Origin of the sequence: Rhizobium sp. P40RR-XXII, assembly GCF_012641405.1 — a bacterium.
GTDB lineage: Bacteria > Pseudomonadota > Alphaproteobacteria > Rhizobiales > Rhizobiaceae > Rhizobium.
On the sequence record NZ_JABAII010000003.1, the window covers coordinates 320,960 to 346,342 of the forward strand.

Sequence of the window (25,383 nt, forward strand, 5' to 3'; positions counted from 1 at the left end):
CAGTCACATTAGGCTATTCGCCGTTTCAATCATAGGATCATATTGCCTTCCAGTCCTGCCGGATAGCAGCCATCACCCCTTTTTGCGATCCGCGACAAAGGCGCTGAAACCTTCGATGAAAGCCGTAAGATTGTGTTTCACCTTCTCGTCGACGATTCGACCCTCTTCGTCAAAGACGCCGCCGGCGCGCGACACCATCAAACGGCCGCCGAACCATGCATCGGCACCGAGCGTGCGCAGGACCGTTAGCCAGGCGTTCTGGCTGAGGATGGTGCCGAAATTGCCGGGCGAGGCTCCTAGAACTGCGACCGGCTTGCCGCCGAAAACCTGGGCAATGTCGGTGGAGGGGCGGCTCATCCAGTCGATGGCGTTCTTGAACACGCCGGGAAGCGAGTTGTTGTATTCCGGCGTGAACAGGATCAGCCCATCGGCCGATATGGCCAGCTCCTTGAGCTCCTGCACTTTTTCCGGAATGCCGTCCGCAGCCTCAAGATCGGCGTTATAGAGCGGCACGCCATGGATGGTGCGGGCGATCAGTTCAACGCCGCTTGGCGTCAGTTCGACGGCTGCGTGGAGCAGGGCCGTGTTGAAAGAGCCTTTGCGCAGGCTGCCCGATATGCCGAGTATCTTCATCGCTTTCCCCATTTGGCGTGATGGGACGACATTTATGGTTCGCCGCCATTCGTCAATAGTCTACCACATAATTCCTTGAATCGGATTCGATATAAGGGAGAAATTATGCAGCATTTCAAAGCGTTACGGCGCCATTGCCGCGTCTTGAAAGACGCGCGCCGCTGTAAGGGCGATCTTATGCCGCAAGCAATGACTTCAGCTTGACGCAGCTTGCCGCCAGGGCATCATGATCCGGATGCGTGCGGGCGGCGATCAGCATTTCGGCGAGACGGATATCGCGCGCGATGGCATTGCCGCGTCCGATCCCACTTGCGGCGAGCAGCCGTCCGTCTGCGCCGAGATGGAAGAGAATGAACGCCCCGTCATCGAGGTCGCGCCGCACATGGATGACCGCCTCATCCGCCAGTCCGGCGATCTGCAACGTCAGATCATACTGGTCGGACCAGAACCAGGGCACCGCGGATATTTCCGCGCCTTCTCCCATCATGTTGGCAGCGGCGAGATTGGCCTGCTCCTGCGCATTGCGCCAGGATTCGAGGCGAACACGTCGTCCGCCGTATAGCGCCAACGGAAACGAGCAGCAGTCGCCTGCCGCATAGATGTCGGTAACGGAGGTCTCCAGCCGCTCGTTGACGGCAATACCATTGTCGATCGCAAGGCCCGCTTCGGCTGCAAGCGTGACGTTCGGTAAGGCGCCGATACCGACGAGCAGCAGATCGGCGGAGATTATTTCGCCGTTGCCGAGCCTGACGATCGCCTTGTCAGCCTGTTCCTGCACGGCTTCGATGACCTGGCCGCAGCGAATATCCGCGCCTTCCTGGCAATGTCGTTCGGTAAGCGCCTTAGCGATCGCCTCCGGCACGCCCCGCTTCAATACGCGCGGCAGGCCTTCGATGACGGTGACGCCGGCACCGCGCATGCGCGCCGTTGCCGCCAGCTCAAGGCCGATAAAGCCGCCGCCGATGACGGCAATGTGCCGGCCGGGGTGAAGAGCGGCATGCAAGGCTATCGCATCGGCATGGGTGCGCAACACGCGGATGCGTTGCGACGCGCCGTCGACACCGGGGAAGCTGCGCGCGGAGGCTCCGGTTGCGAGCAGCAGCTTGTCGTAGCCGAGCGTTTCTCCATCCGCGAGCCTGATCGTCTTTGTGGCGGGATCGATCGCTATAACCGTCGTATCGAGCCTCAGGTCGATCGATTGCTCACGATAACGCTCCGAAGCGGCGACGAACTTGGGCTCGGGCGCCTCATCCGATCCGCCTTTCGAAAGGGGCGGGCGTTCATATGGCGCAAGCGGCTCTGTGCCGATCAGGGTGATGTTGCCGTCAAATCCCTTTTCACGAAACGCGAAGGCGGCACGCGCACCGCATTCTCCGGCCCCGACGATGACGAAATGCGCCACGATAGCCTCCTCAGAGCCCGATGAAGACGGTGCCGTTTTCGACCTTGACCGGATAGGTCTGCAAGTTGACGCAGACCGGTGCACCCTTGGCTTCGCCGGTGCGATAGTCGAAGCGGCCATTGTGCTTGGGACATTCGATGATGTTGTCCATCACCAGGCCATCCGCGAGATGGATCTTCTCATGCGTGCACAGGCCGTCGGTGGCGAAATAATCGTCTTCGGGGCTGCGATAGACGGCGAAGGTTCGCCCGTCATGGTCGAAGCGGATGACGTCCTCTTCGTCGATCGCGTCAGCGGCGCAGACTTCGATCCAGTTGCTCATGTTGTCCTCCCTTTGCATGTCCGGTTTTATTGAGCGGCGGCGGCCGGCAGCTCGCCGTGGAACTCTTCGCGATAAGGCCGCGCCGTCGGCGGCAGCTCGCGCCTCAGGAAATAATCCTCGTTGCGCAATTGCCGCAGGAATGCCGGTATCATCTCGCGATAGCCGGACCATATGGATGGGTTGGCGGCCGGCAGGTCGTGCTTGATCATGGCATGCAGCTTCGGCAGCGAGTGGTAGGGGACCATCGGGAACATGTGATGTTCGACGTGGTAGTTCATGTTCCAGTAGATGAAGCGGCTGACCGGGTTCATCATCACAGTACGGCTGTTCAGCCTGTGGTCGATGACGTTGTCGGCAAGGCCGCCATGCTGCAGCAGGCCGGTCAGGACATGGTGCCAGGCGCCGTAGAGCCGGGGAAGGCCGATCAGCATCAGCGGCAGGATCGAGCCCATGGCGATCGCCATTGCAATGGCCGCGACATAAATGGCAAGCCAGATGCGGGCGATACGAATGGCCTTCGGCTGCTCCATCTCGGGAATGAAGGTCTTTTCCGCAGCGCTGACGACGCCAGCGGCGTTGCGCAGCATGTCGACCATCGCGTACCAGGCATCGAGAATGCCGAAGAAATTCAGCACGAGACGGAAGAGATCCGGCGGCCGCATGACGGCAATCTCCGGGTCGCGGCCGACGATGACGGTATCGGTGTGGTGGCGCGCATGGCTCCAGCGCCAGGTCACTGGGTTGCGCATGATCATGAAGCAGGCGATCTGATAGACCGCATCGTTCATCCAGCGTGTCTTGAAGGCAGTGCCGTGGCCGCATTCGTGCCAGCGGCTGTCGGAGGCCGAGCCGTAGAGCACGCCATAGGCCGGGAAGAAGGGGATGCAGATCCAGGATCCCCAGAAATAGATGCCCAACCCGGCGAAGACAACCATGCTGGCGAGCCAGATGATGGTGTCGCGGATACCAGGCGCATCCGAGCGCTGCATCAGCGCCTTCATGTCCTTGCGCGTGATATCCGTATGATACCATTCGGCGGCAGCAAGCCCCGTTTCCACCGCCAGCCTGCCGCTTGCGCCGAGCAGATCGTAATCCCGCTTGATTGTCGTCATTCCTGCCTCCCGCGATGCGCAACGGCGCCTCGCCTTCCATGCCGGAAACGATAGATCGACTTTTCGCTTGCCTCAATGCGGGAATGATGGAATCTATCAAAACACATCAAACTCTGATGTCATGAATGATGACATATCTCAGGAGCAGCCATGCGTCGCCCCACCATATCGGATATTGCCAAGGCGTCCGGCGTCAGCGTCGCGACGATCGATCGCGTGCTGAACGGCCGCCATCGCGTGCGGGAGGAGACGGCAAGGCGGGTCTACGAGGCGGCGCAGGAAATCGGCTATCATGCTGTCGGCCTCCTGCGGCAGCGCGTCTCCGAGGACCTGCCGCAATATCGATTGGGCTTCGTCCTGCAGAAGCCGGTACAAGCCTTCTATCAGGCCTTCGCCAAGGAGATCGTCGTGGCCGCGCAGGCGGTCACATCGGCCCGGATCAACGCTCAGGTCGACTTCGTGACGGCATCGACGCCGACGGCGATCGTCGAGAAGTTGAAGGCAATGGCTGCCCGCAGCCAGGCCGTTGCACTGGTCGCGCCGGACTATCCCGCCGTCACGACGGCTATCGAAGAGCTCAAGGAAAAAGGCGTTCCGGTCTTTTCCCTGCTGTCCGATTTCTCCACCACGGCACGCCAGGGCTATATCGGCGTCGACAACCGCAAAGTCGGGCGTACGGCCGCCTGGGTGATAGCCCGCTCGGCGCGCCGTCCCGGCAAGGTCGCCTGCTTCGTCGGCAGCCATCGGTTCCTCGGGCACGAGCTGCGCGAAATCGGCTTTCGGTCTTACTTCCGCGAAAACGCGCCGGAATGCGAGGTGCTGGACACGCTCATCAATCTCGACACGCCGGAGATCACCCATGAGGCGACGCTCGATCTCCTGCAAAAGCATCCCGACCTCATCGGCTTCTACGTTTGCGGTGGCGGCATGGAGGGTGCTATTTCAGCCATTCGCGAAGAGCGATTGTCCGGCAAGTTGATCGCCGTCGTCAACGAGTTGACGCCGGAATCGAAGGCGGCACTGGCCGACGACGTCGTCGCCATGGCGATCGGCACGCCGCTGGCCGCGCTCTGCAAGGAACTGATGAGCCTGATGATCAAGTCCGTCGAGAGCGATGAGGCAGCTGTAGCCGGGCACAGCATTTTGCCCTTTGATATATTCGTCTCGGAAAACATCTAGCATTCATGATGGAATTCCATCATTTCGCCAAGAATTCTATCAGGAATGATGGCTAGGAACGATGGAAGAAAGACATGAATGTCGCTAGTCGTTCGAGAAGCAGGCGCGGCGGATTTGGAATGTCTCTTGCAGCCGGACGCCTTGAGGAGGAGTGCCCATCATGAGTTCCATTCGCTTCGCGCTCAATCATATGTGCGTGCCGTCCCTGAAGCTGGAGGCGTTCTTCGCCGCTGCGAAGGAGCTCGGCATCGATAATGTGGAGATCCGCAACGATCTTGCCGGCAACGCGATCCTGGACGGCACGCCGGCCACGGCCGTGAAGGAGCTTGCCGCGCGCCAGGGAGTGACGATCATCTCCATCAATGCGCTGCAGCGGTTCAACGAATGGAACGACGAGCGCGCCCGGGAGGCGGCGGAGCTGATCGATTATGCGCATGCTTGCGGCGCCAGGGCGCTCGTACTCGTTCCGGTCAATGACGGCAGCGGCCGCGAGCCGGAGGTGCGCCGCGCCAATCTTCGCAAGTCGCTGTCGGCCTTGAAGCCGATGCTGGAAGCGGCCGGCATTATCGGCCTCGTCGAACCGCTCGGCTTCGAGATCTGCTCGCTACGCCTGAAGAGCGAAGCGGCAGCCGCGATCGAGGAGCTCGGCGCGAACGCCACCTTCTGCCTGGTTCACGATACCTTCCACCATCATCTCGCCGGCGAGGCAGCAATTTTTCCGGAGCTGACGGGTCTCGTGCATATTTCCGGCGTCACCGATCCCAACGTTTCGGTTGCCGACATGCGCGATCCGCATCGCGTGCTGGTCGGCGCTCAAGATCGTCTCGACAATATCGGCCAACTGCGGGCGTTGATCGCTGCCGGCTATGTCGGTCCGGCATCCTTTGAGCCTTTTGCCCCGGCAGTCCACGCCCTGAAGGAGCCGGTTGCCGCTCTCAAGGAGAGCATGGCCTATATTGCGGGTCAGCTTTGATCGACGCGGTAGTCCGCGGGCAACTCATGTCCGCGGACAACTGGGCCCACCGCTCAATCATGCGACTGCGTTTCGGGGTGATCCGTGCTGTGCTCCGATGGTATGATGTGCAGGTTGCCGAAGCGTACGCCGCGCTGCGTCACCACGCTGTCGGCAAAGGCCATTATCTCGTCCGCATTGCCCTTCAGCACGGAAACTTCGAGGCAATCATGCGCGTCGATATGGACATGAAGCGTCGAGACTGAAAGATCGTGGTGGTGATGTTGCGCCGTCGTCAGCCGGCGCGACAGGTCGCGGGTTTCGTGTTCATAGACATAGGTCAGCGCCGCATAGCAGCTGGCTTCACGATCAACCGTCGGCTGCGCGCGTGTAACGGCGTCGCGAACGAGATCGCGCAAGGTTTCCGAGCGGCTGGCATAGCCCCGCTGCACGCTGATCTTGTCGATCGTCTCCAGAAGATCGTCATCGATGGTGATGGTAATGCGTTGCATATCCTGATCCTCATTCCCCGCAGCGGTTGGTATCAACTAGAGGAAATTTCGAGGTGCTTTGCAACGGTGTCCGGCTTTATTGCCGGCCGCGGAAACGACGCTGGTAGGTGGGATCGTAAAGCGAGCTTTCGCGAAAATCGCTGGTGCCGAGCGATGGGCCGACGAAGATCAACGCGGTGCGCTCGATCGGTTCGGCCGCGACCTTTGCCTCGATCGTGGCAAGCGTGCCCCGAACGATCCGTTCGTCCGGCCAGGATGCCTTGACGACGATCGCCACCGGACAATCGGCGCCATAAAGGGGCGTCAGCTCCTCGACGACCTGTTGAAGCGCATGGATCGCCAGGTGGATGGCGAGCGTCGCACCGGTCGCGCCGAATTTCTCCAGCGTCTCGTTGTTCGGCATGGGCGACGCCCGGCCGGAGACGCGAGTGAGAACAAGGCTCTGGGCAATGGCCGGGATGGTCAATTCGCGGCCGAGTGCAGAGGCCGCGGCTGCGAAAGCGGGGACGCCAGGGGTCAGCGTATAATCGATGCCATGCTGCTCAAGCCTGCGAATTTGCTCGGCAACCGCGCTCCAGACAGAGAGGTCGCCGGAATGCAGGCGTGCGACATCTTTGCCGGCGGCTGCGGCTTTGAGATATTCCGCCTCGATCTCATCGAGCGACATCGGCGCTGTATCGATGATGCGGGCGCCGGGCGGGCAATATTGCAGCAGTTCCGGCGAAACGATCGAGCCGGCATAGAGGCAGACCGGGCATTTTCCGATCAGATCCCGGCCGCGCACGGTGATCAGGTCCGCCGCTCCGGGGCCTGCGCCAATGAAATGCACTGTCATCGCTCTACCTCATTTTCACTTATGGCTTGATCCAGCACCATTGCGTCACCGGCATGGCCGGCCGCCAGCCGGTCATGCGGCCGACGGGTGCGGCGCGCGCAACGTCGATGCGGATCAGCGAGCCGCCCCTGCGTGCTTGTTCGGCCAGCAGAAGCGCTTCCATCTCGGTTGTAACGGCATTGGCAACCAGCCGGCCACTGCTTTTCAATTGGCCGATGGCGGCATCGAGCACGCCGGCGTCGCTGCCGCCGCCGCCGATGAAGATCGCATCCGGTGCCGGCAGGCTAGAAAGAGCGCTCGGCGCTTCTCCCTCGACGACGGTCAGGCCCGGCACGCCGAAATTTGCGGCATTACGACGGATACGTGCCGCACGCTCAGCCGAAGCCTCGATGGCAATTGCACGCAGCGACGGGTCGGCCAGCATCCATTCGATGCCGATCGAACCCGAGCCGGCGCCGATATCCCAGAGCAGCTCGCCGTGGCGCGGCGCGAGCGCCGATAGCGTGATTGCGCGTATCTCCCGCTTGGTGATCTGGCCGTCATGTTCGAAAAGCTCGTCGGCCAGGCCTGCGCTCAGTGACAAAATCCGTGCGCCGGCTTCCGCCTTGACCTCAACGCCGCAGATATTGAGATCGTTGATGCCGGAAAGAGTGAAATCGGCCGCGCTTTGCCGCGTGAGCTTCTCATGCGGGCCGCCAAGTGCTTCCAGAACAGTAAGCTCCGACTGACCGAAGCCCGACGCTTTCAGCAAAGCGGCCAGTTCGGCCGGACCCCTACTGTCGGATGTCAGCGCCAGGATCTTGCGGCGGGGATGCAGATGCGGCCGAATGAGGTCGATGGGCCGGCCATGGAGCGAGAGAACCGTCGTTTCCTGCAGCGCCCAACCGAGACGCGATGCGGCAAGGCTGAAGGAGGAGGGTGCCGGAATGACGGTCATTTCAGAAGCCGGAATGCGTCGTGAAAGCGTTACCCCCACCCCGTAGAAGAAGGGATCGCCGGAGGCGAGAACTACTGTCGGCTCACTGCGCCGGGCAAGCACCATCTCGACGGATTTTTCGAATGGCGAAAGCCATTGATGGGTTTTGCCTGTTATCAGTGCCCTCGTCAATTCGAGATGGCGTACGCCGCCAAAGACCATTGGCGCTTCAGCGATCAGCCGCTTGGCTTCGTCGCCGAGGCCGGCTGGACCGTCTTCGCCGATGCCGATAAGAATGAGCCAGCGTTGAATCGAAGGTGTCTCAGCCATGGGTAAGGCCCGCATTCTGATCCTGGGCGGTACGACGGAGGCTCGCGCGCTGGCGGCAGCGCTTGCCTCCCGCGCTGATCTCGACCCTGTCCTGTCGCTTGCCGGCAGAACCGCCGATCCGGCGCCGCAACCCGTTCCCGTGCGCAGCGGCGGTTTCGGTGGCGCAGAAGGGCTTGCGCGCTATCTTCGCGATGAAGCGATCGAGCTGGTGGTCGATGCCACCCATCCCTTCGCGGCCCGCATCTCCGCCAATGCCGCGCAAGCGGCTGCTCAATGCGCTGTGACGGCTTTCGCGCTGCGCCGTCCGGCCTGGTTGCCGGTCGAAGGCGATGACTGGCTTTCGGTGCATAGCGTTTCGCAGGCCGTGGCCGCGCTCGGGAATGTGCCCTTGCGCGTTTTCCTGGCGACCGGCCGGCAGGAGGCGCATCAGGCGAACGCGGCGCCGCAACACCATTACTGGGTCCGCAGCGTCGATCCCGTCGAGCCGCCGCTGACCGCGCCGCATGTCAGCTATATCCATAGTCGGGGTCCGTTCCGCCTGGAGGATGAGTTGGAGGTGCTGCGACGGCACGCAATCGAGGTGGTCGTCGCCAAGAACAGCGGTGGTGACGCGACCTACGGGAAGATCGAGGCGGCAAGGCAGCTCGGCATCAAGGTGATCATGGTCGAGCGCGCGGAGACCGCCGGCCTGCCGGTGGTCGAAACAGTGGACGCTGCGCTCGATCGGATCGATCATTTCGTCTCTTCCCTGATGAAGCGCGGCGTATAGACCAAATCCGGACGTCCTTCTCGGGCAATGACGCGCGTCTCGGCCGAGCCGATGATGACGCAGGTTGCCATATCGGCCTGGGAGGCTTCGGCATCCACAAGCCGCGCAACCGTCATGCGCTCGTCGGGCCGGCCAGCGGCGCGACCGAAAATGACCGGGATATCAGCTGGCAGTATGTCACGGATGATTTCGAAGGCCTTGCCGAGCTGCCAGGGCCTCGCCTTGCTGATCGGATTGTAAAGCGCAATCACGAAACCGGCCTCGGCGACGGCGCGAAGCCGGCTCTCGATGAGCGGCCAGGGTTTCAAATTGTCCGACAGAGAAATCGCGCAGAAATCGTGGCCGAGAGGGGCGCCGATGCGGGCTGCGACGGCAAGCATGGCCGTAATACCGGGCACGACGACGAGGTCCACCATGCGCCATTCCACTGGTCCGTGATCGATCGCCTCGCAGACGGCCGCCGCCATGGCAAAAACACCGGGATCACCGCCGGAGACGACGCAGACATTGACGCCGGCTGCGGCGCGCTGCAGCGCTACCTTGGCGCGGTCCAGTTCCTCGCGGTTGTCGGATGCCTGGCGGATCTGATCGCTGCGAAGGGTCAGGCGGTCGAGATAAGGGCCATACCCGTAAAATTCATGGGCATCGGCAACCGCCGCCAATGCCTCCGGCGTCGTCTGCGCGGGGTTGCCGGGGCCGGTTCCGATCACATAGAGACGCCCGCTCATGGCCTGTTTTCCCAGCCGGGAACCAGCACCAGCGAAAAATACGGCGCTTCGGCGTCGTCGCGGCTGGCAAGCGGCGTCATGGCGCCGTTCGTCATCGTGCCGCGCTCGACATAGATGGCCTCGTTCAGGCGGCCGGCGGCATCCAGTGCGCGGCGGATTTTTGGCAGGTTGCGGCCGACCTTCATGATCACGGCAGCCTGCGTGTCGCCCAAGCGCCGGGTAAGCTCGGCCTCCGCCATCGTTCCCGGCAGCACGGAGAGAACGTCGTCTCCCTGCACCATCGGCAATCCGGCCAGAGACCAGCAGCCGGACATGGCCGTCACGCCGGGAATGACTTCGGTCGGGAAGCGATCGGCAAGGCGCACATGCAGGTGCATGTAGGAGCCGTAGAAGAGCGGATCGCCTTCGCTGAGCACGGCAACCGTCTTACCTTCGCGCAGATGCGCCGCCACCATCTCGGCCGAGACGTCATAGAAGGCGGTGATCTGACCGATATAGTCAGGCGCGTCCTTATCGATCTCTGTGGTGACGGGATAGTAGAGCGGCAGGAGCGTCACGTCCGCTCTCAGCAGGTCGCCGACGATGGCCTTGCCGTTGCCGTTTCTGCCCTGTTTGGCAAAGTAGGCGACGACATCGGCGCGCTCCAAAGCCTTGACAGCCTTGACTGTCAGCAGCTCCGGATCGCCGGGGCCGGTGCCGACACCGATCAGGCTTCCATTGGATGGCGCGCTCACAGGCCTGGCCTCGCCAAAGCGTTGATTGCAGCCGCTGTCATGGCGCTGCCGCCGAGCCGGCCGCGCACGATGGCAAAGGGAATGCCGTAGGAGGTTTCTGCAAGCGCGTCCTTCGATTCCGCCGCACCGACGAAGCCGACGGGCATGCCGATGATGGCGGCTGGTTTCGGCGCGCCATCGCGCAGCATTTCCAGAAGGTGGAAGAGGGCGGTCGGCGCGTTGCCGATGGCAACGACTGAGCCGGCAAGCCGTTCGGTCCACAGATGCATGGCGGCGGCCGAGCGCGTGTTGCCGATGGTCTTTGCGATGTCCGCCGTGCGCATATCCTGCAATGTGCAGATCACCTCGTTTGCCGCCGGCAGGCGGGCGCGGGTCACGCCGCGCGCGACCATCTCGGCATCGCAAAAGATCGGCGCACCGGCAGACAGCGCCTGACGCGCCGATGCGACGAAATCGGGGGAGAACATGAAATGCTCTGCCGCTCCCACCAGTCCGCAGGCATGGATCATGCGAACCGCGATATCGGCCTCGGCTTCGGGAAAACGCGTGAGATCGGCTTCGCTGCGGATGATCGCGAAGGAGCGCTCATAGATCGCATCGCCCTTGCGGATATAATCATAGTCAGGCATTTCTATCCCTGTCGTAAAGCCGTCGCGATTGCGTCCCGGCCGAGCCGTTTAAGACACTGCTGTGCCGATTCGCCAGCAGCTTTGTTGTTTCGTACCAGTTCCCCGAGCGTTGCCAGCGCCGATTTCAGGTCTTCCTTGCCGATGTAAGCTACGGGCTCAGCTGATGATGACCCATTTACGACAATAGCATAGCCCGTTGCAGTCCCGACGATGGTGAGCATTGCCGGAGAGGGATGGGCACAGCCTTTTGTGCAGCCGGACAGATGTACCTTGAGCGAGCCGTCAAGCAGATCTGCCCCCACTTCGACCAGATCGGCGGCAGCTTGTCTCGTGGCATAATGGGCGGAAGCGCATGCGCCGGCGCCGGCGCAGGGAATGGCATAATTTGCCAGATCACCTGCTCGCGTTTGAAAGTTGCAATCCGCTGCGGCGGCCAAAACATCTTCGATCCGATCAAGCGGAAGGCCGAGCAGCAAAAGGCTGTGTTCCGGTCCCGTGCGAATTTCACGCACACCCGCCGTCTCCGCGAGGCCAAGAAAGTGGATGAGATCTTGAGCATGAATTTGACCGAAGGCAGGGCGCAGGCCAATTGCGGACTGTACCTTGTCCAGCGGGATGATCCCGACAGGAGAGGTCGGTGGAATGGTCTCGCCGCGCATAAGATCCGGCAGGGCGGGAAATTGCGCGCGCAAGGATGCGATGTCCAGATCCCTGCCGCGGGCACGAAGTCCGATTGCGGCCAATGCGTTGAGCAGTGAGATGACGCTGGTGATCGCGTCTTCGTTGGACAGGATGGCAAGCGGCGTGGCCGTTGCCTGTGTTCCTGCGATGGCGAGCGTCCATAGTTGCCGGCCATCAACGACTTTTAAGGCCTTCAGCCGGATATCCGCCGAGAGCTCGTCGAGGACGAGCCGGCCGCCGCCGTCGACGATAATGGAAAGTTTGGCAGCGAGCAGCGGCTTGGGATGAAGTGCATCGATGGCGCTCCGCAGGCGCTCGGCGAGCCCACGCGCGTCAGCGATCTCCGATGGATCGAGGCCGCTGAGCGGCGGGACTTCGATGGCAACGCCGCTCTCCGGCACGATGCCGGCGCGGTCGATATCGGCGGCCAATCCGGCCATGCTCTCCGGCATCATGCCACGAAGCTGAAGATTGCCGCGCGCGGTGATCTCGATCAGGCCGTTGCCATGCTTCTGCGTGGCTTCGGCCAGGGCGCGAAACTGCTCGACAGTCAAACCCGGTGCCGATGGCCGCAGGCGCACGAGCAGTCCGTCACCCGTCTGCATCGGCGTGCTCAAAGAGGGGCAGGCGCCGCGAACCATGGAGTGCAGGGGCGATGCGACAGGGTGACGATCGGCCTCCTGCGAGAGGCACGCTTGTCCCTTCATCGTCTCTGTATCGGCCGGAACCATAAGGCTGCCCTTCATGAGGGACGTTTCCTTGCACAATCCGGATCGGCGGGCAAACATTTTGGCGCCTGGCATTTGGCCGCGCGCCTAGTCGCGATCGTCGAAATCCTGTCCCTTGCGCATGAGATAAATATCCATGATCCATCCATGCTTGGCGCGGGCCTCGGCGCGAATTGTCAGAATCCGCTCTGAAACATCGGCCAGCCTGCCGGCGATGATAATCTCGTCCTTGGTGCCGAGATAGGCTCCCCAATAGATATAGGCATCGGGATCATCGATCTTGCTGAAGGCCTGCTCGCCATCGAGCATCACGACGGCCGTTTCGGCACGTCCCGGAAAGCTTTCGGCCAGCCGCCGGCCGGTGGTGATCTGCACCGGCTTGCCGACGAGGTTCAGGGGAATGCGATGGCTCGCCGTCAGCGCCTGGATGCTGGTGATGCCGGGAATGATGCTGTAGTCGATGGCGACCTTGCCGCGCGCGACGACGCGCTCGAGGATGCGCAAGGTGCTATCGTAAAGGCCCGGATCGCCCCAGACGAGAAAGGCCGCACTTTGGTTTTCCGTCAGATGCTCCAGGAACAGCCGCTCATAGGTCGAGGAAATCGCGTCATGCCACTCGTCGACGCTCTGCACATAGCTGCGCTCCGCCGTCTGGCGTGAAGGCACGTCGTAATCGACAAAACGCGTGGCTTTATTGGTGACATAGCGCTGGCAGATTTCCCGCCGGATGTCGGCAAGCTCAGTCTTGGCGGCCCCCTTGCTGGGGATGAATATGACATCGGCCGCATTCAGCGCATTGATCGCCTGCACGGTCAGATGTTCGGGATTTCCCGTGCCGATACCGACGATTTGAATATGCCGCATAGACTTGCCCTCGATCTCAAGCGCTGTTTGCCGGAAGCGCCCGATCATTTCAAGGGCAAGCGTTCAGGCGGATTGCCGGTCAAAGGTCCAGCGGCTGGCCATATAGCTGCGCGGCGAGGTGCCGAGCATGCGCCGGAACATGGTGGTAAACGCCGCCACGCTCTCATAGCCGGCTTCAAGCGCGACATTGGTGACCGGCTGGCCTTCGGCAAGCTGCGGCAGGCAGGCAAAGACGCTGGCCTGCTGGCGCCAGGTGGTGAAGCTGATGCCGGTTTCCTTGCGAAACTGCCGTGTGAACGTCCGGCGACTCACCGAAAGCTTCTCGGCCCAATCGTCCAGTCTGGCGTTGGGCGACGGGTTGGACAAATAGTCGCGGCAGAGCGCGGCCATCCGACGGTCGGACGGGAAGGGGAGGCCGAGGGGACGCTCCGGCAGTGTCGCGATTTCCTCGACGAGCAGAGACAGGACCAGCCTCGCTTTTCGGTGACTGACCGGTGCTTCCCGCAGCCGAATGGCCTCCAACAGCAGGCTGCGGGCGAGATCCGTGACTTCGACGACGCGCGGAGCTTCATCCTTCGGCGGCTGGCCGCGCGGTGTCACGTAGACGGATTTCATGCTGACATCGCTCAGGATTTCGATCGAGTGCTCCAGCCCGACCGGGATGAAGAGAGCGTGACCGGGCGGCACCATCCAGCGACCGCGCGCCGTCATGATCAGGGCGACGCCGGCGAAGATGCAAAGCAATTGGGTGCGGCGATGACGGTGCCACGGAACGGTATAGCCCTGCGGCGGTTCGGCACTATGGACGAGCACATCCGCAGGCGAATCCTCCATCCAGCGCATGTTCTGCACATGATCGTTGTCGAGGGTTGCCAGCAACTGTTTCGATAGCTTTTCCATTTTGGCCCAATCGAGAAACTATTGGACCAGAACACGAAAGAAGGACACACGCAAGCCGTGTTAAAGGCGGAAGAAACAATATGGTCGGCTAGGCAGTCGACATAGGCAAGGAATCCTCCCATGGTTGCGGCATTTTCGGGTACGCAGGCCCGATATGAAAAGACGACGATGTCGATCGTCATGGCGGTCAGTACCTGCCATCTGTTGAACGATACGATGCAGTCGCTTTTGACATCGCTCTATCCGATGTTCAGAGAGAATTATGCGCTCGATTTCGTGCAGATCGGGTTGCTGACGATGATGTTCCAGATCACCGCGTCACTGCTTCAGCCGGTGGTCGGCATCGTCACCGACAAATGGCCGATGCCTTATTCGTTGCCTATGGGCATGGTTAGCACGTTTTCAGGTCTCGTGCTGCTCGGCTATGCCGGCAGTTTCAGCGTGCTCCTGATCGCCGCAAGCCTGATCGGCTTCGGCTCGGCCGTCTTCCATCCGGAGGCGTCGCGCGTTGCGCGTCTGGCCTCCGGCGGGCGCCATGGCCTGGCGCAATCGCTCTTCCAGCTTGGCGGCAATGCCGGCTCGGCAATCGGGCCGCTGATTGCCGCATTCTTTGTCCTGCAGCACGGCCAGAAGAGCGTGGCGTGGCTTTCGGTGCTGGCCGTCATCGGCTTCATCGTTCTCAGCTGGGTCGGCAACTGGTTCGTCAATCATCGCCGCCGGCAATCGGCGCGTCCCGCGCCGAGCCGCACTTTGCCGATCGCGCGCAACAAGGCGATGTGGGCGCTTGCCATCCTCATCCTGCTGACGGCGACGAAGAACGTCTACATGGCGAGCATCTCCAGCTATTTCACCTTCTACGTCATCGACAAGTTCCATCTCGATGTCCGCGATGCGCAGCTGATGCTGTTCCTCTTCCTCGGCTCCGTCGCCGTCGGAACGATCATGGGCGGTCCGGTGGGCGACCGCCTGGGCGCACGCTTCGTCATCTGGTTCTCGATCCTCGGCGTCATCCCGTTTGCGCTGATGATGCCCTATGCGAACCTGTTCTGGACCTGTGTCCTGACCGTGATCATCGGCCTCGTGCTGGCCTCGGCTTTCCCGGCGATCGTCGTCTTTGCGCAGGAGCTGATTCCCGGCCGCGTCGGGCTGATCGGCGGCATCTTCTTCGGCTTCGCCTTCGGCGCGGGCGGACTTGGTGCGGCCTGGCTCGGCGATTTCGCCGATGAGCGCGGCATCTCCTTCGTCTACACCCTCTGCTCGTATCTGCCGCTGCTCGGCCTATTCACGATCTTCCTGCCACGAATCTCGCGGCATTGATCGATGTCGGCGAGCGTATCGCTCGCCGATTTTCTGCATGAAAACCTATATGCCGAGTGTTGCCGTCAGGCGTAGCGGCTGATGGCGAGATCGGTTGCGTCGATATCAGGCTTGCGGCCACTGACGAGATCGCTGACGACGCGCGCCGAACCGGAGCTCATCGTCCACCCAAGCGTGCCGTGGCCGGTATTGAGGTACAGGCCCTTGATCTTCGTTGGCCCGATGACTGGCGTGCCGTCCGGCGTCATCGGCCGCAGCCCCGACCAGAAGGAAGCCTTGGCGACATCGCCGCCGGGGAATAGGTCGGTAACGGAATGCTCGAGCGTCTGGCGCCGGGCGAGGCCGAGATCGTTGGTATAGCCGGAGATTTCGGCCATGCCGCCGACGCGGATACGATCGCCAAGCCGGGTGATGGCGATCTTATAGGTCTCGTCCATGACGGTCGATTCCGGCGCCCGTGATGTGTCGGTAATCGGAATCGTCAGCGAATAGCCCTTGACCGGATAGACGGACAGGCTGATGCCGAGCGGCTTCAGCAATAGCGGCGAATAGCTGCCGAGCGCGACGACGATCGCATCGGCGTCCAACCGCCCGCGGTCGGTCATGACGGCGCGCACCTGCCCGCCCTCGACGTCGAGCCCGTTGATCGTCGTGCCGTATTGGAACTTCACGCCGAGCTCGACCGCCTTCGCGCCGAGCGCATTGGTGAACTTGAAGCAGTCGCCGGTCTCGTCCTTCGGCGTCAGCAGGCCGCCGACGATCTTCTCGCGGACATGCCTGAGCGCCGGTTCGACACGGACGCAGCCGTCGCGATCCAGTACCTCATAGGGAATGCCGTCGGCTGCCAGAGCCTTGACGTCCTTGGCTGATGCATCCAGCTGCTGCTGCGTGCGGAACAACTGCAGCGTGCCCTGCATACGTTCGTCATAGGCGATGCCGGTTTCCTGGCGAAGCTGGGCAAGCGAAATGCGGCTGTAATCGGCAAGACGCAGCATCCGGCTTTTGTTGATCGCATAGCGTTCCGAGGTGCAGTTCGACAGCATCTTGACGAGCCATGAGAGCATGGCGCGATCGACCTTCGGACGCAGGATGAGCGGGGCGTGGTGCATGAAGAGCCACTTGATCGCCTTCATGGGAATACCGGGTGCGGCCCAGGGCGAGCAATAGCCGAAGGAGACTTCGCCGGCATTGGCAAAACTCGTTTCCAGCGCCGGACCCTGCTGCCGGTCGACGACCGTAACTTCGTGGCCCGCCTTGGCAAGCTGATAGGCGGATGTCACGCCGATAATGCCGGCACCCAGAACGACGACTTTCATGATGTCCTCAGAGAGAAATGAGAGATAGGAAGGTCAGCGGTATTGACGGTGGAAGCGATGGCCGAGACTGGTCAGGATCTCATAGGAAATCAAGCCGGCATCCCGCGCAAGATCCTCCAGGGTCTGGTGATCTCCGAGAACCTCCACCATGTTTCCGATAGGCAGGGCGCCTTCGGGCAGAGCGCTGATATCGATTGTCGCGCTGTCCATCGACACGCGGCCGACGATCGGCAGGCGGATACCGTCGTAAAAAACCGCGCCGCGATCGCTGAGGCTGCGCGGAAGGCCATCGGCATAGCCGGCGGCGATCGTCGCAAGCCGGGTTTGGGTCTTCGTCACGTGCACGCCGCCATAGCCGACGCGCGCGCCTTCCGAAACCGTTCGGGTCTGCACCACGGCGACATCGAGCCGGACGACGGCTTCCATAGGGTTGGCTGCGCCGCTCGTGGGGGCGCCGCCATAAAGGGCAATGCCCGGCCGCGCCAGCACGCCGTGAAAATCGGCGCTGAGGAAGATGCCGCCGGAATTCGCGAACGAAACGTCGTAGCTCGGGAATTCCGCTGCGACGCGACGCATTTCCGCCAGCTGATCGGCATTTTGGCCGTTGTCGACTTCGTCGGCGGAGGCGAGGTGGCTCATGACGAACAGGATGTCGAGATCGTCCGATGTTTGCAGATGAGCCAAGACGGCGCCTCTGTCTTCCGGCGGGATGCCAAGCCGTGACATGCCGGTATCGAATTGCAGAACCGCCGGCAGCCTACACCGGAGGGCGTGTGCGGTCTCCGCCCATTGCTGCAGCTGATCGAGCGAGTTGACGACCGGCACGATGCCGCCATCGGCGCAGGCTGCCTCGTTACCGGGCAGCAGGCCGTTCAGCACGAAGATTGCCGCATCGTCGGGCAATTGCGGACGCAGTCGCAGTGCCTCTATGAAGTGGGCGACGAAGAAGTGGCGGCAACCGCGTGCATAGAGAGCCTTGGAGATCTGGTTTGCGCCGAGTCCATAGGAATCGGCCTTCACCACCGCGGCTGCGCGCGCCGGTGCAACGATTGCAGATAGTTTGTCGTAGTTCCGGCAGAGGGCTGCCAGATCGATCGTTAGATAACCACAAGCTGTGCCGTCGATCGCCAATTTTGGCGCCCGCAAATCCACTGTGCCGCCGTTCATGTCCGCCCTCGTTTCTCAAGTGCAGATTATTGAAATGATCGTGAAATTGCCTATCAAAGAGCGATTGATTATTGTGTAATTGCGCTGATATTGAAACGAACTGCGAATTTTTGAAAGAATTGATATGTCTGCCCTCGATGCCATCGACCGCAATATTCTCCGCCTGCTTCGGCTCGATGCCCGCCTCAGCAATGCGAGGCTGGCGGGAGAGGTGGGATTGTCGCCGTCGGCCTGCCTCAGACGCATCAAACTGATGGAGCAGGCCGGTGTCATCAGGGGCTATACGGCCCTGGTGGATACCTCCCAGGCGGAAGCCACGATCGCCGTCATCATCAACATTACGCTCGAGCGGCAGACGGAGGATCACCTCGATCGTTTCGAGGCCGCGGTGCGCAAGCATCCTGAGATCAAGGAGTGCTTCCTGATGACGGGTGGGTCCGATTATCTCCTGCGTGTCGAGGTTGCCACAGCAGGCGATTTCGAGCGCATCCACAAGGATATTCTTTCGACCATGCCAGGGGTGCTGCGGATCCATTCGAGCTTCTCGATCCGCAATGTGCTTGCGACGCGGCCGAAAAATCCGCGCTGAACAAGCGGTCTGCTCTGCGCATATTCAGGTCGTTCTCTATCAGGCCTGATCCTGGCCGATGCCTGTCGCGGCATGTACCTCGCAGATCACGCCGCTCGGCTCGTAACTGACATTGACCTGGCCGTTCAGTTCGGCCGCCAACAGGCTTTCGATCAACCTGGAGCCAAACCCCTTGCGCGTGGGCGGTTTGACGGTCGGCCCTCCCGTTTCCTGCCAGCGCAGGCTCAGCCGGTCGGTCTTGCCCGGTTCCAGAGACCAGTGGATGGCGACACGGCCATCAGGCACCGACAGCGCGCCGTATTTGGCGGCATTCGTTGCAAGCTCGTGCATCGCAAGCGATATGGAGACAATGGTTCGCGGCGGCAGTTTGATCGCCGGACCGGAAATTTCGAACCTCTCCTTAGGATAGAGCGACAGTGCCTGGCCGATGACGGTCAAGAGGTCTGCTTCTTCCCATTTGCCATGGATCAGCAGGTCATGCGCGCGTGCCATCGAAGCCAGCCGCGCCTCGAATGTCTCGACGGCCGCCTTGTCGACCTCGTCGCGTCCCAATGTCTGACGTGATATGGCCATGACGGTTGCAAGCACGTTCTTGACGCGATGATTGAGTTCGCCGACTAGCAGCGTCTTAAGGCGTTCGGCTTTCTTCTTCGCGCTGATATCATGGGCCGTCTTCGAAGCCCCCACGATCCGGCCATAGGCGTCATAGATCGGGGAGACGCTGAGCAGGACGTCGACAAGTTCGCCGTTCTTGCAGCGCCGCTTCGTCTCATAGGGCTCGACCTTCTGACCCGCGCGGATCTGGGCGAGGATCGTGGATTCCTCTTCACTGCGGTCGTCCGGAAGGAGCATCGTGACCGATCTGCCGACGGCCTCTTCGGCGGAGTGGCCGTAAAGCCTTTCCGCCCCCGTGTTCCAGCTTGTGATCACCATATTGAGATCGATGCTGAGGATCGCGTCGTCCGACGAGGCGATGATGGCCGCCAGACGCCGTTCCACTTGCTGCACCCGTTTGCGTTCGGTGATATCAGTGACGACCCCGGCGACCCGCTGGATGTGTCCCGAACTGTCCCGCAGGCCGGAGATGGCGTTTGCGACCCATACAAGGCTGCCATCCTTGCGGATATAGCGCTTTTCGATCTCAAAGTTTTCACCGGTCGCCATCATCGTCTCGAACAGGCGCGTGTTCTCAGGTAGGTCGTCCGGATAGGTGATCTCGTCCATCCGCATGCCGAGAAGTTCCGTCTCGGAGTAGCCGACGATCTCGCAGAAGCGCGCGTTCACCTGAACGAAGCGGCCGTCGAGCTCGCATTGCGCCATTCCCGTCGCGGATTGGGAAATGACGGCGCGGATCCGTTCCTCGCTTTCGCGCAATGCCTGTTCGGAGCGAACGCGTTCCGTCGTCTCATTGACGATGCAGAAGACACCCAGCACCCCGCCATCCGCATCGCGAACGGGCGAATAGGAAATGTCGAAATAGACCGTTTCGGGATAGCCGTGACGCTCGATATAGAACAGCCGGTCCTTGGCGGCGACCGTATTGCCATCCTGCAGGACGGAGCGCAGAAGTGGCTCCAGATCGCTCCAAAGCTCCGCCCAGTTTTCCCGCGCGGGACGCCCCAAGGCCCGCGGATGCTTATCGCCTATCGTGGCGGCATAGGCATCGTTGTAAAGGGCAACGAAGTCGCTGCTCCAGAACATGACGATCTGGGCCTGTGACGACAGCATGATATCGACCGCGACTGTGAGGCAGGAAGGCCATGTCGATCGAGGGCCGAGACTGGTCGCTGCCCAATCGAGGCCAGAGATGAGTGCTGCCATTTCGCCGGTATGACTTGCCTCGATGTTCAGGATGGACCCTCCCTTGAGCGATGGCCGGGCCTGCGAGAATTGTCCGGTTCGCTCATGCTTGCAAAGATTCATAGCATACTCCCCATGGCGAAGTGCAGAGAGAAAATTCGGCGATTTCAATGTATTTCAAGTAACATAGGCGGAATCCGCCACGAATGTTTCGCGTCGATATGAAGCGGCGGCAAATTGCCGATCGTGACCCTGGCGACCGTCAATTCGGCGCCGGTTCCGATCGGGACGTCAGGTGTCCGGCCTTGCGTGCATTTCGGCCGTCAGCCATCGCTCGAGCGCCAATGCATCCGGCCTGCCCGCAATATGCGGGGCGATCCAGAGCACCATGCGCCTAGGCCCGGGCAGGAAGCCGAATGGTGCCACCAGCCGCCCCGAGGCCAGCTGATCGAGCACCAGCATCTGCGGAACAACGGCAATACCGAGACCGCAGGCGGCAGCCTGGATCAGCAGGTAGAAATGGTCGAATGCGGACTGGGACCCTAGCTGCAGATCCGACTTACCCGCGATCGCCTGCCAGTCGCTCCAGGCCTGCGGGCGCGTGCGTGTGGACAGGAGCGCCGCATGCTCCATGTCGCTTGGGCAAAGAATGCCGGAGCGGCTCAGATATTCCGGCGAGCAGACCGGACCGATCGCCTCGCCGCCCAATTCGCGGATGATCGCATCCTTCGGCGGTTCGATGATGCTCGAGCGGATCGCGAGGCTGATCTTGTCCCGGACGAAATCGACCTGATCGTAGTTCATGTTGAATTGCAGGGCGATGTGCGGATGGCGTTCGTGGAATTGGCCGATGCGGGGAATGATCCATCCCATCATGATCGATGAGGAGCAGGAAAGCGTCAGCGGGCCGGGGCGAACACGCTCGACGCTCGCCTGCATCAGGCCGAAGGCGCTTGCCAGCCCCTCGGCCAGCCGCAGCCCTTCCGGCGTCGGCTCGGTGGAATGCGCCCGGCGGTTGACGAGAATGACGCCCAAGGTCTGTTCGAGACCACGAATGTGCCGGCTGATTGCGCCATGCGTGACGCAAAGCTCGTCGGCAGCCAGCGTCATCGACCTGTGCCGTGCGGTCGCTTCGAAAGCCTTCAGGGCATTCAACGATGGAAGAGGGCCGCTCATTTTCCAGTCCTGCGATAATATGATGTGACTTTTCCTCACATGATGGGGAGATTAAATCGTTTGCCTGCGGCTTGTCCATACCGCTAGAGATCGAGGTCATTCGAAGGCGCATGCGATCAAAGGCAGGGACTGGAAGGGAAGTCGGAGTTTCCGTTCTGTCAGCGACGCAAGCGGATCGCTGCGGCGCTGGAGTTTCAGGACTGGGGGAGGATTTCTATTGCAGCCTGCTAATCAGGAAATGTCACAGGTCGAGCGTTCGGCCATCGCCAAGGTGTCGAAGCGGCTGGTGCCGTTTATCGCCTTGATGTTCTTCATCAACTTCCTTGACCGTACCGCGATCTCGTTTGCCGGCCCGAACGGCATGACGACGGATCTGGCGCTGACGGCGGCGCAGTTCGGCTTCGCCGCGGGCATCTTCTTCTTCGGTTATATCGTGCTCGAAATCCCGAGCAATCTGGCACTTCACAAATATGGCGCCCGTCGCTGGCTTGCCCGCATCATGGTGAGCTGGGGCATTGTGGCGCTGTTGTTCACCTGGGTGTCGAGCGCGACGGAGCTCTACGCGCTGCGTTTCCTCCTCGGGGTTGCCGAAGCCGGCTTCTTTCCGGGCGCGATCCTTTTCTTAAGCATGTGGGTGCCCGCCAAGCATCGCAACAAGATCCTGGCATTGTTCTATCTCGCCCAGCCGCTGACGACAGTCGTCGGTGCACCTTTTGCGGCGATGCTAATACAGATGCACGGCCTCTTCGGCTTGGAAGGCTGGCGCGTCATGTTCTTCGGCGTTGCGGTTCCCGCCATCGTCATCGGCATCGTTGCATGGTTCTATCTCGCGGATCGACCCGACGATGCCAAATGGCTGACGCAGACGGAGAAGGATTGGCTGAACCGGGAGCTTGCCGGCGAGGAAAAGGCAAAGGCGGCCGCTCATGGCAAGATGACCGGTCTCGCCCTGACGGATGGCCGCGTATGGCTGCTGTCGGTGATCTATTTCGGCCTGATCTATGGCCTCTATGCGCTGGCCTTCTTCCTGCCGACCATCATTGCCGGTTTCGAGACGAAGTTCGGCACCAAGTTCGACGTTTTCGACAAGGGCCTGATCACGGCCATTCCCTATCTGCCGGCAGCCGTTGCCCTGTTGTTCTGGAGCCGCGATGCATCCAGGCGCGGCGTGCGGCCGTGGCATATCGGCATTCCGGCCTTGGTCGGCGCATTCAGCATTCCGGCCGCGCTCTTTATGGGCTCGCCCGAAGCGACGATCGTCATGATCACGCTGACAGCCTGCGCGATTTTTTCCGCCCTGCCGAACTTCTGGGCCATTCCGTCCCGCTTCCTGGCCGGGCCGGCGGCTGCGGCCGGCATCGCCCTGATCAATACGATCGGCAATATTGCCGGCTTTGCGGCGCCCTATATCACTGGCGTCGTCAAGGATGCGACCGGCCTTTACGAACTGCCGATGTTCATCGTCGGGGCGCTGATGCTGTTGTCAGCACTGCTCGCCTTCTCGCTGAACGGCAGGGTCGGGGAGCCGGAACTGGTTGCGTCGGGCAGCAAGGGCTGAAAACATCCGAGACAAGGAATGGATGAATGGATGGCGGTCGCGAATGTGATCGCCATCGAATTTTTCAGGCCGCCCGCAGCAGCATGCCGAACAGGTCGCGCGGGTCGTCCGGATCGGCAATAATATCGAGCTTCTGGAAGTAGTCCGTGCCGGCCAGCTTCTCGCGCACATAGCGCAAGGCGGAGAAATCCTCGATCGCGAAGCCGACGCTGTCGAACAGGGTGATCTGTCGCTCGCTGCTGCGGCCTTGCGCCCGGCCGCTGACAACCTGCCAGAGTTCGGTGATCGGATAATCCCGATCCATCTGCTGGATCTCGCCTTCGATGCGTGTCTGCGGCGGATATTCGACGAAGGTGTCGGCGCGCAGCAGGATGTCGCGGTGAAGCTCGGTCTTGCCAGGGCAGTCGCCGCCGATGGCGTTGATATGCACGCCGGCGCCGACCATATTATCGGTCAAAATGGTCGCGAACTGTTTGTCGGCCGTGCAGGTGGTGATGACGTCGGCGCCTTCGATGGCGGCCTGGGCCGAGGCGCAGGGCACGAGGCGCAGGCCCGTCTCGGCAAGATTGCGTACGGTCTTTTCCGTCGCCTTCGGATCGATGTCGTAGAGGCGGACTTCCTCGATGCCGAGAACCGCCTTCATCGCCAGCGCCTGGAATTCGGCCTGTGCGCCATTGCCGATCAAGGTGAGGCGGCGCGAATTGGCCGGTGCCAAATGGCGGGCCGCCATTGCCGAGGTCGCCGCCGTGCGCAGGGCCGTCAGGAGCGTCATTTCGGTCAATAGCACCGGGTAGCCGGTTGAGACTTCCGCCAATAGACCGAGGGCGGTGACGGTCTGCAATCCCCTTGCCATGTTCTTCGGATGGCCGTTCACATATTTGAAGCTGTAGACCGCCCCGTCGGAGGTCGGCATCAGCTCGATGACGCCGTCATGCGAATGGGAGGCGACACGGGGCGTCTTGTCGAAAAGGTCCCAGCGGCGGAAATCCGCCTCGATGGCGTCGGTGAGTTCGACCAGCATGGTTTCAATGCCGACATGATGGACAAGCCGCATCATATTCTCGACGCTGACGAAGGGAATGAAGGCTTTTTCCGAAGGGAGCGGTGCGGGCATTGTCATGTCCTCAATGCAGTGATTTTCTACAGGGTAACAAGCAGATCGATTGACTGAAATCGCAAAACTGTGTCAGTTCTGGTATTGCTTTGTACGAATTGCCTAGTATTTTTGACGGAAAAGACAAAAGTGGATTACGCAATGGCGCTTGCCAAATATATTCCGGACGATCTCGATCGACGCATCATAGCGCATTTGCGCGCCGATGGCCGCGCTTCGCTCTCCAAGCTGTCGGATGCCTTGGGTGTCGCGCGCGGTACCGTGCAGAACCGGTTGGAGCGGCTGATCGAGACCGGTACGCTTCTCGGCTTCACCGTGCGGGTGCGCGAAGATTATGAGGAGCAGACCGTCCATGCCGTCATGATGATCGAAGTCGTTGGGAAATCGACGACCCAGGTCATCCGCAAGCTGCGCGGTCTGCCGGAGATCTATTCGCTGCATACGACCAACGGAAATTGGGACCTGGTCGCCAATATCCGGGTAAGCAGCCTCTCGGACTTCGATCGGGTCCTGCGCGAGGTGCGCATGATCGACGGCGTTGCCAATAGCGAAACCAGCCTGCTGCTCAGCAGCTTGTGAAGGTGCTGCTGTCGTCAAGGTGCAGCGCGAGGGGTTGAATTCTCTTTTGCCGAAGATCCTGAGCGGTCAGCCGCCGACATGTCGTGACATGGCGTTCGCATGGATGATCCACCCGTGGATGGCGGGATGCGGCGCCGCGCTTGAAAACTCGCTGCATGTGTTGTTATGATTTCGCATGGACCTCGGTTTGCTCGCCTACGCCGTTGCTTGGACCGTCCTCGGTCTGATCGTCGCGACCACGGTCGTCCCGGTCCGGACGAAGTATCCGTTCATGACGCTCGCAAATGTCGACGGCATCGTCCCGTTTGGTCTTCTGGGCTTCCTGTTCGTCATGGCTTACCCTGATGACCGTCGCATCGTCGCCCTGGTGTGCCTATCGATCGCAGCGGCGAGTGAAACGCTTGCATTGGTCCTGCCGAAAAAGTGCCTGCGGGTCGAGCGTGCGATCCTGAAAGTGCTTGCCACGGTTTCAGGCTTGATTTTAGGTGCTCTGTCCGTGGAGCTTATGCACCAGATCTCCTAGGTCCGCTCCTCAAGTCAA

Annotated in this window: 26 protein-coding genes; 8 read left to right on the top strand and 18 right to left on the bottom strand. The window is 61.3% G+C overall.

Going from position 1 to position 25,383, the window contains the following annotated elements:
• Positions 1 to 72 precede the first annotated feature (72 nt).
• From HGP16_RS07855 to HGP16_RS07870, 4 genes are all read right to left on the bottom strand, one after another.
• A complete protein-coding gene (locus HGP16_RS07855; protein ID WP_168839448.1) occupies positions 73 to 633 on the bottom strand; it encodes an NADPH-dependent FMN reductase in 561 nt (186 codons plus the stop codon).
• Between the two features lie 175 nt (positions 634 to 808).
• Positions 809 to 2,035: an FAD-dependent oxidoreductase gene (locus HGP16_RS07860; RefSeq protein WP_168839449.1), complete on the bottom strand. Its 1,227-nt coding sequence runs from the start codon at positions 2,033 to 2,035 to the stop codon at positions 809 to 811.
• 10 nt (positions 2,036 to 2,045) lie between these two features.
• Complete coding sequence (locus tag HGP16_RS07865; protein ID WP_075855758.1) at positions 2,046 to 2,357, bottom strand: MocE family 2Fe-2S type ferredoxin; 312 nt, start codon at positions 2,355 to 2,357, stop codon at positions 2,046 to 2,048.
• Between the two features lie 26 nt (positions 2,358 to 2,383).
• Positions 2,384 to 3,469, bottom strand: coding sequence for a fatty acid desaturase family protein (locus HGP16_RS07870; RefSeq protein ID WP_168839450.1), 1,086 nt, complete (start codon positions 3,467 to 3,469; stop codon positions 2,384 to 2,386).
• A gap of 150 nt (positions 3,470 to 3,619) precedes the next feature.
• On the opposite strand from HGP16_RS07870, the gene HGP16_RS07875 reads away from it, so the two are divergent.
• Positions 3,620 to 4,648 (top strand): LacI family DNA-binding transcriptional regulator, encoded by a 1,029-nt coding sequence (locus HGP16_RS07875; protein ID WP_168839451.1) that lies wholly within the window; start codon positions 3,620 to 3,622, stop codon positions 4,646 to 4,648.
• A gap of 160 nt (positions 4,649 to 4,808) precedes the next feature.
• Positions 4,809 to 5,621 carry a TIM barrel protein gene (locus HGP16_RS07880; RefSeq protein WP_168839452.1) on the top strand — a complete coding sequence of 271 codons (813 nt, stop codon included), beginning with the start codon at positions 4,809 to 4,811 and terminating at the stop codon, positions 5,619 to 5,621.
• 53 nt (positions 5,622 to 5,674) lie between these two features.
• On the opposite strand, the gene nikR is transcribed toward HGP16_RS07880, so the two are convergent.
• The 3 genes from nikR to cbiE form a co-directional block, all read right to left on the bottom strand.
• A complete protein-coding gene (gene nikR / locus HGP16_RS07885; protein ID WP_168839453.1) occupies positions 5,675 to 6,112 on the bottom strand; it encodes a nickel-responsive transcriptional regulator NikR in 438 nt (145 codons plus the stop codon).
• A gap of 76 nt (positions 6,113 to 6,188) precedes the next feature.
• Positions 6,189 to 6,947 (bottom strand): precorrin-4 C(11)-methyltransferase, encoded by a 759-nt coding sequence (gene cobM / locus HGP16_RS07890; RefSeq protein ID WP_168839454.1) that lies wholly within the window; start codon positions 6,945 to 6,947, stop codon positions 6,189 to 6,191.
• A 19-nt stretch (positions 6,948 to 6,966) separates the two neighbouring features.
• A complete protein-coding gene (cbiE, locus tag HGP16_RS07895) occupies positions 6,967 to 8,208 on the bottom strand; it encodes a precorrin-6y C5,15-methyltransferase (decarboxylating) subunit CbiE (protein ID WP_168839455.1) in 1,242 nt (413 codons plus the stop codon).
• On the opposite strand from cbiE, the gene HGP16_RS07900 reads away from it, so the two are divergent.
• Complete coding sequence (locus HGP16_RS07900) at positions 8,192 to 8,962, top strand: cobalt-precorrin-6A reductase (RefSeq protein WP_168839456.1); 771 nt, start codon at positions 8,192 to 8,194, stop codon at positions 8,960 to 8,962. The two genes, cbiE and HGP16_RS07900, sit on opposite strands and share 17 nt — an antisense overlap.
• Here HGP16_RS07900 and HGP16_RS07905 read toward each other — a convergent pair.
• From HGP16_RS07905 to HGP16_RS07930, 6 genes are all read right to left on the bottom strand, one after another.
• A complete protein-coding gene (locus HGP16_RS07905; protein ID WP_168839457.1) occupies positions 8,926 to 9,690 on the bottom strand; it encodes a precorrin-3B C(17)-methyltransferase in 765 nt (254 codons plus the stop codon). The two genes, HGP16_RS07900 and HGP16_RS07905, sit on opposite strands and share 37 nt — an antisense overlap.
• Positions 9,687 to 10,424 (bottom strand): precorrin-2 C(20)-methyltransferase, encoded by a 738-nt coding sequence (locus HGP16_RS07910; protein ID WP_168839458.1) that lies wholly within the window; start codon positions 10,422 to 10,424, stop codon positions 9,687 to 9,689. Before HGP16_RS07910 ends, HGP16_RS07905 begins: the two co-directional genes overlap by 4 nt.
• Complete coding sequence (locus HGP16_RS07915; RefSeq protein ID WP_168839459.1) at positions 10,421 to 11,053, bottom strand: precorrin-8X methylmutase; 633 nt, start codon at positions 11,051 to 11,053, stop codon at positions 10,421 to 10,423. Before HGP16_RS07915 ends, HGP16_RS07910 begins: the two co-directional genes overlap by 4 nt.
• 2 nt (positions 11,054 to 11,055) lie before the next feature.
• Positions 11,056 to 12,480, bottom strand: coding sequence for a precorrin-3B synthase (gene cobG / locus HGP16_RS07920; protein WP_246703283.1), 1,425 nt, complete (start codon positions 12,478 to 12,480; stop codon positions 11,056 to 11,058).
• Between the two features lie 69 nt (positions 12,481 to 12,549).
• The gene (gene cobF, locus HGP16_RS07925) at positions 12,550 to 13,326 is read right to left on the bottom strand and encodes a precorrin-6A synthase (deacetylating) (RefSeq protein WP_168839461.1); all 777 of its coding nucleotides are present in this window, start codon (positions 13,324 to 13,326) and stop codon (positions 12,550 to 12,552) included.
• A 63-nt stretch (positions 13,327 to 13,389) separates the two neighbouring features.
• On the bottom strand, positions 13,390 to 14,226 hold the full coding sequence (locus HGP16_RS07930; protein WP_168839462.1) for a helix-turn-helix domain-containing protein: 837 nt from the start codon (positions 14,224 to 14,226) through the stop codon (positions 13,390 to 13,392).
• 120 nt (positions 14,227 to 14,346) lie between these two features.
• On the opposite strand from HGP16_RS07930, the gene HGP16_RS07935 reads away from it, so the two are divergent.
• Positions 14,347 to 15,543, top strand: coding sequence for an MFS transporter (locus HGP16_RS07935; RefSeq protein ID WP_168839463.1), 1,197 nt, complete (start codon positions 14,347 to 14,349; stop codon positions 15,541 to 15,543).
• Positions 15,544 to 15,608: 65 nt separating this feature from the next.
• On the opposite strand, the gene HGP16_RS07940 is transcribed toward HGP16_RS07935, so the two are convergent.
• Positions 15,609 to 16,859 (bottom strand): D-amino acid dehydrogenase, encoded by a 1,251-nt coding sequence (locus HGP16_RS07940; RefSeq protein WP_168839464.1) that lies wholly within the window; start codon positions 16,857 to 16,859, stop codon positions 15,609 to 15,611.
• 33 nt (positions 16,860 to 16,892) lie between these two features.
• Positions 16,893 to 18,026, bottom strand: a complete 1,134-nt coding sequence (alr, locus tag HGP16_RS07945) for an alanine racemase (protein ID WP_168839465.1) — start codon at positions 18,024 to 18,026, stop codon at positions 16,893 to 16,895.
• A 124-nt stretch (positions 18,027 to 18,150) separates the two neighbouring features.
• Here alr and HGP16_RS07950 point away from each other — a divergent pair, with 124 nt between their 5' ends.
• Positions 18,151 to 18,615, top strand: coding sequence for an Lrp/AsnC family transcriptional regulator (locus HGP16_RS07950; protein ID WP_168839466.1), 465 nt, complete (start codon positions 18,151 to 18,153; stop codon positions 18,613 to 18,615).
• 39 nt (positions 18,616 to 18,654) lie between these two features.
• Here the strand turns inward: HGP16_RS07950 and HGP16_RS07955 are convergent, their stop codons facing one another.
• Both HGP16_RS07955 and HGP16_RS07960 read right to left on the bottom strand, forming a co-directional pair.
• Positions 18,655 to 20,436 carry a PAS domain S-box protein gene (locus HGP16_RS07955; RefSeq protein ID WP_168839653.1) on the bottom strand — a complete coding sequence of 594 codons (1,782 nt, stop codon included), beginning with the start codon at positions 20,434 to 20,436 and terminating at the stop codon, positions 18,655 to 18,657.
• A 270-nt stretch (positions 20,437 to 20,706) separates the two neighbouring features.
• Complete coding sequence (locus HGP16_RS07960; protein WP_168839467.1) at positions 20,707 to 21,591, bottom strand: LysR substrate-binding domain-containing protein; 885 nt, start codon at positions 21,589 to 21,591, stop codon at positions 20,707 to 20,709.
• A 238-nt stretch (positions 21,592 to 21,829) separates the two neighbouring features.
• On the opposite strand from HGP16_RS07960, the gene HGP16_RS07965 reads away from it, so the two are divergent.
• On the top strand, positions 21,830 to 23,149 hold the full coding sequence (locus HGP16_RS07965; RefSeq protein ID WP_168839654.1) for an MFS transporter: 1,320 nt from the start codon (positions 21,830 to 21,832) through the stop codon (positions 23,147 to 23,149).
• A gap of 64 nt (positions 23,150 to 23,213) precedes the next feature.
• Here the strand turns inward: HGP16_RS07965 and HGP16_RS07970 are convergent, their stop codons facing one another.
• Complete coding sequence (locus HGP16_RS07970; RefSeq protein WP_168839468.1) at positions 23,214 to 24,263, bottom strand: ornithine cyclodeaminase; 1,050 nt, start codon at positions 24,261 to 24,263, stop codon at positions 23,214 to 23,216.
• A gap of 141 nt (positions 24,264 to 24,404) precedes the next feature.
• Between HGP16_RS07970 and HGP16_RS07975 the strand changes: the two genes are divergently transcribed.
• Both HGP16_RS07975 and HGP16_RS07980 read left to right on the top strand, forming a co-directional pair.
• Positions 24,405 to 24,842 carry an Lrp/AsnC family transcriptional regulator gene (locus tag HGP16_RS07975; RefSeq protein WP_168839469.1) on the top strand — a complete coding sequence of 146 codons (438 nt, stop codon included), beginning with the start codon at positions 24,405 to 24,407 and terminating at the stop codon, positions 24,840 to 24,842.
• Between the two features lie 175 nt (positions 24,843 to 25,017).
• On the top strand, positions 25,018 to 25,365 hold the full coding sequence (locus HGP16_RS07980) for a hypothetical protein (RefSeq protein WP_168839470.1): 348 nt from the start codon (positions 25,018 to 25,020) through the stop codon (positions 25,363 to 25,365).
• The last annotated feature ends 18 nt before the right edge of the window (positions 25,366 to 25,383 follow it).

Bases quoted from the DNA above. Each gene is read 5' to 3' on its own strand.
- HGP16_RS07855 (WP_168839448.1), bottom strand. From the start codon at position 633: ATGAAGATACTCGGCATATCGGGCAGCCTGCGCAAAGGCTCTTTCAAC.
- HGP16_RS07865 (WP_075855758.1), bottom strand. From the start codon at position 2,357: ATGAGCAACTGGATCGAAGTCTGCGCCGCTGACGCGATCGACGAAGAG.
- HGP16_RS07870 (WP_168839450.1), bottom strand. From the start codon at position 3,469: ATGACGACAATCAAGCGGGATTACGATCTGCTCGGCGCAAGCGGCAGG.
- HGP16_RS07875 (WP_168839451.1), top strand. From the start codon at position 3,620: ATGCGTCGCCCCACCATATCGGATATTGCCAAGGCGTCCGGCGTCAGC.
- HGP16_RS07880 (WP_168839452.1), top strand. From the start codon at position 4,809: ATGAGTTCCATTCGCTTCGCGCTCAATCATATGTGCGTGCCGTCCCTG.
- nikR (WP_168839453.1), bottom strand. From the start codon at position 6,112: ATGCAACGCATTACCATCACCATCGATGACGATCTTCTGGAGACGATC.
- cobM (WP_168839454.1), bottom strand. From the start codon at position 6,947: ATGACAGTGCATTTCATTGGCGCAGGCCCCGGAGCGGCGGACCTGATC.
- HGP16_RS07900 (WP_168839456.1), top strand. From the start codon at position 8,192: ATGGGTAAGGCCCGCATTCTGATCCTGGGCGGTACGACGGAGGCTCGC.
- cbiE (WP_168839455.1), bottom strand. From the start codon at position 8,208: ATGCGGGCCTTACCCATGGCTGAGACACCTTCGATTCAACGCTGGCTC.
- HGP16_RS07905 (WP_168839457.1), bottom strand. From the start codon at position 9,690: ATGAGCGGGCGTCTCTATGTGATCGGAACCGGCCCCGGCAACCCCGCG.
- HGP16_RS07915 (WP_168839459.1), bottom strand. From the start codon at position 11,053: ATGCCTGACTATGATTATATCCGCAAGGGCGATGCGATCTATGAGCGC.
- cobG (WP_246703283.1), bottom strand. From the start codon at position 12,480: ATGAAGGGCAGCCTTATGGTTCCGGCCGATACAGAGACGATGAAGGGA.
- cobF (WP_168839461.1), bottom strand. From the start codon at position 13,326: ATGCGGCATATTCAAATCGTCGGTATCGGCACGGGAAATCCCGAACAT.
- HGP16_RS07930 (WP_168839462.1), bottom strand. From the start codon at position 14,226: ATGGAAAAGCTATCGAAACAGTTGCTGGCAACCCTCGACAACGATCAT.
- HGP16_RS07935 (WP_168839463.1), top strand. From the start codon at position 14,347: ATGGTTGCGGCATTTTCGGGTACGCAGGCCCGATATGAAAAGACGACG.
- HGP16_RS07940 (WP_168839464.1), bottom strand. From the start codon at position 16,859: ATGAAAGTCGTCGTTCTGGGTGCCGGCATTATCGGCGTGACATCCGCC.
- alr (WP_168839465.1), bottom strand. From the start codon at position 18,026: ATGAACGGCGGCACAGTGGATTTGCGGGCGCCAAAATTGGCGATCGAC.
- HGP16_RS07950 (WP_168839466.1), top strand. From the start codon at position 18,151: ATGTCTGCCCTCGATGCCATCGACCGCAATATTCTCCGCCTGCTTCGG.
- HGP16_RS07955 (WP_168839653.1), bottom strand. From the start codon at position 20,436: ATGGCAGCACTCATCTCTGGCCTCGATTGGGCAGCGACCAGTCTCGGC.
- HGP16_RS07960 (WP_168839467.1), bottom strand. From the start codon at position 21,591: ATGAGCGGCCCTCTTCCATCGTTGAATGCCCTGAAGGCTTTCGAAGCG.
- HGP16_RS07965 (WP_168839654.1), top strand. From the start codon at position 21,830: ATGTCACAGGTCGAGCGTTCGGCCATCGCCAAGGTGTCGAAGCGGCTG.
- HGP16_RS07970 (WP_168839468.1), bottom strand. From the start codon at position 24,263: ATGCCCGCACCGCTCCCTTCGGAAAAAGCCTTCATTCCCTTCGTCAGC.
- HGP16_RS07975 (WP_168839469.1), top strand. From the start codon at position 24,405: ATGGCGCTTGCCAAATATATTCCGGACGATCTCGATCGACGCATCATA.
- HGP16_RS07980 (WP_168839470.1), top strand. From the start codon at position 25,018: ATGGACCTCGGTTTGCTCGCCTACGCCGTTGCTTGGACCGTCCTCGGT.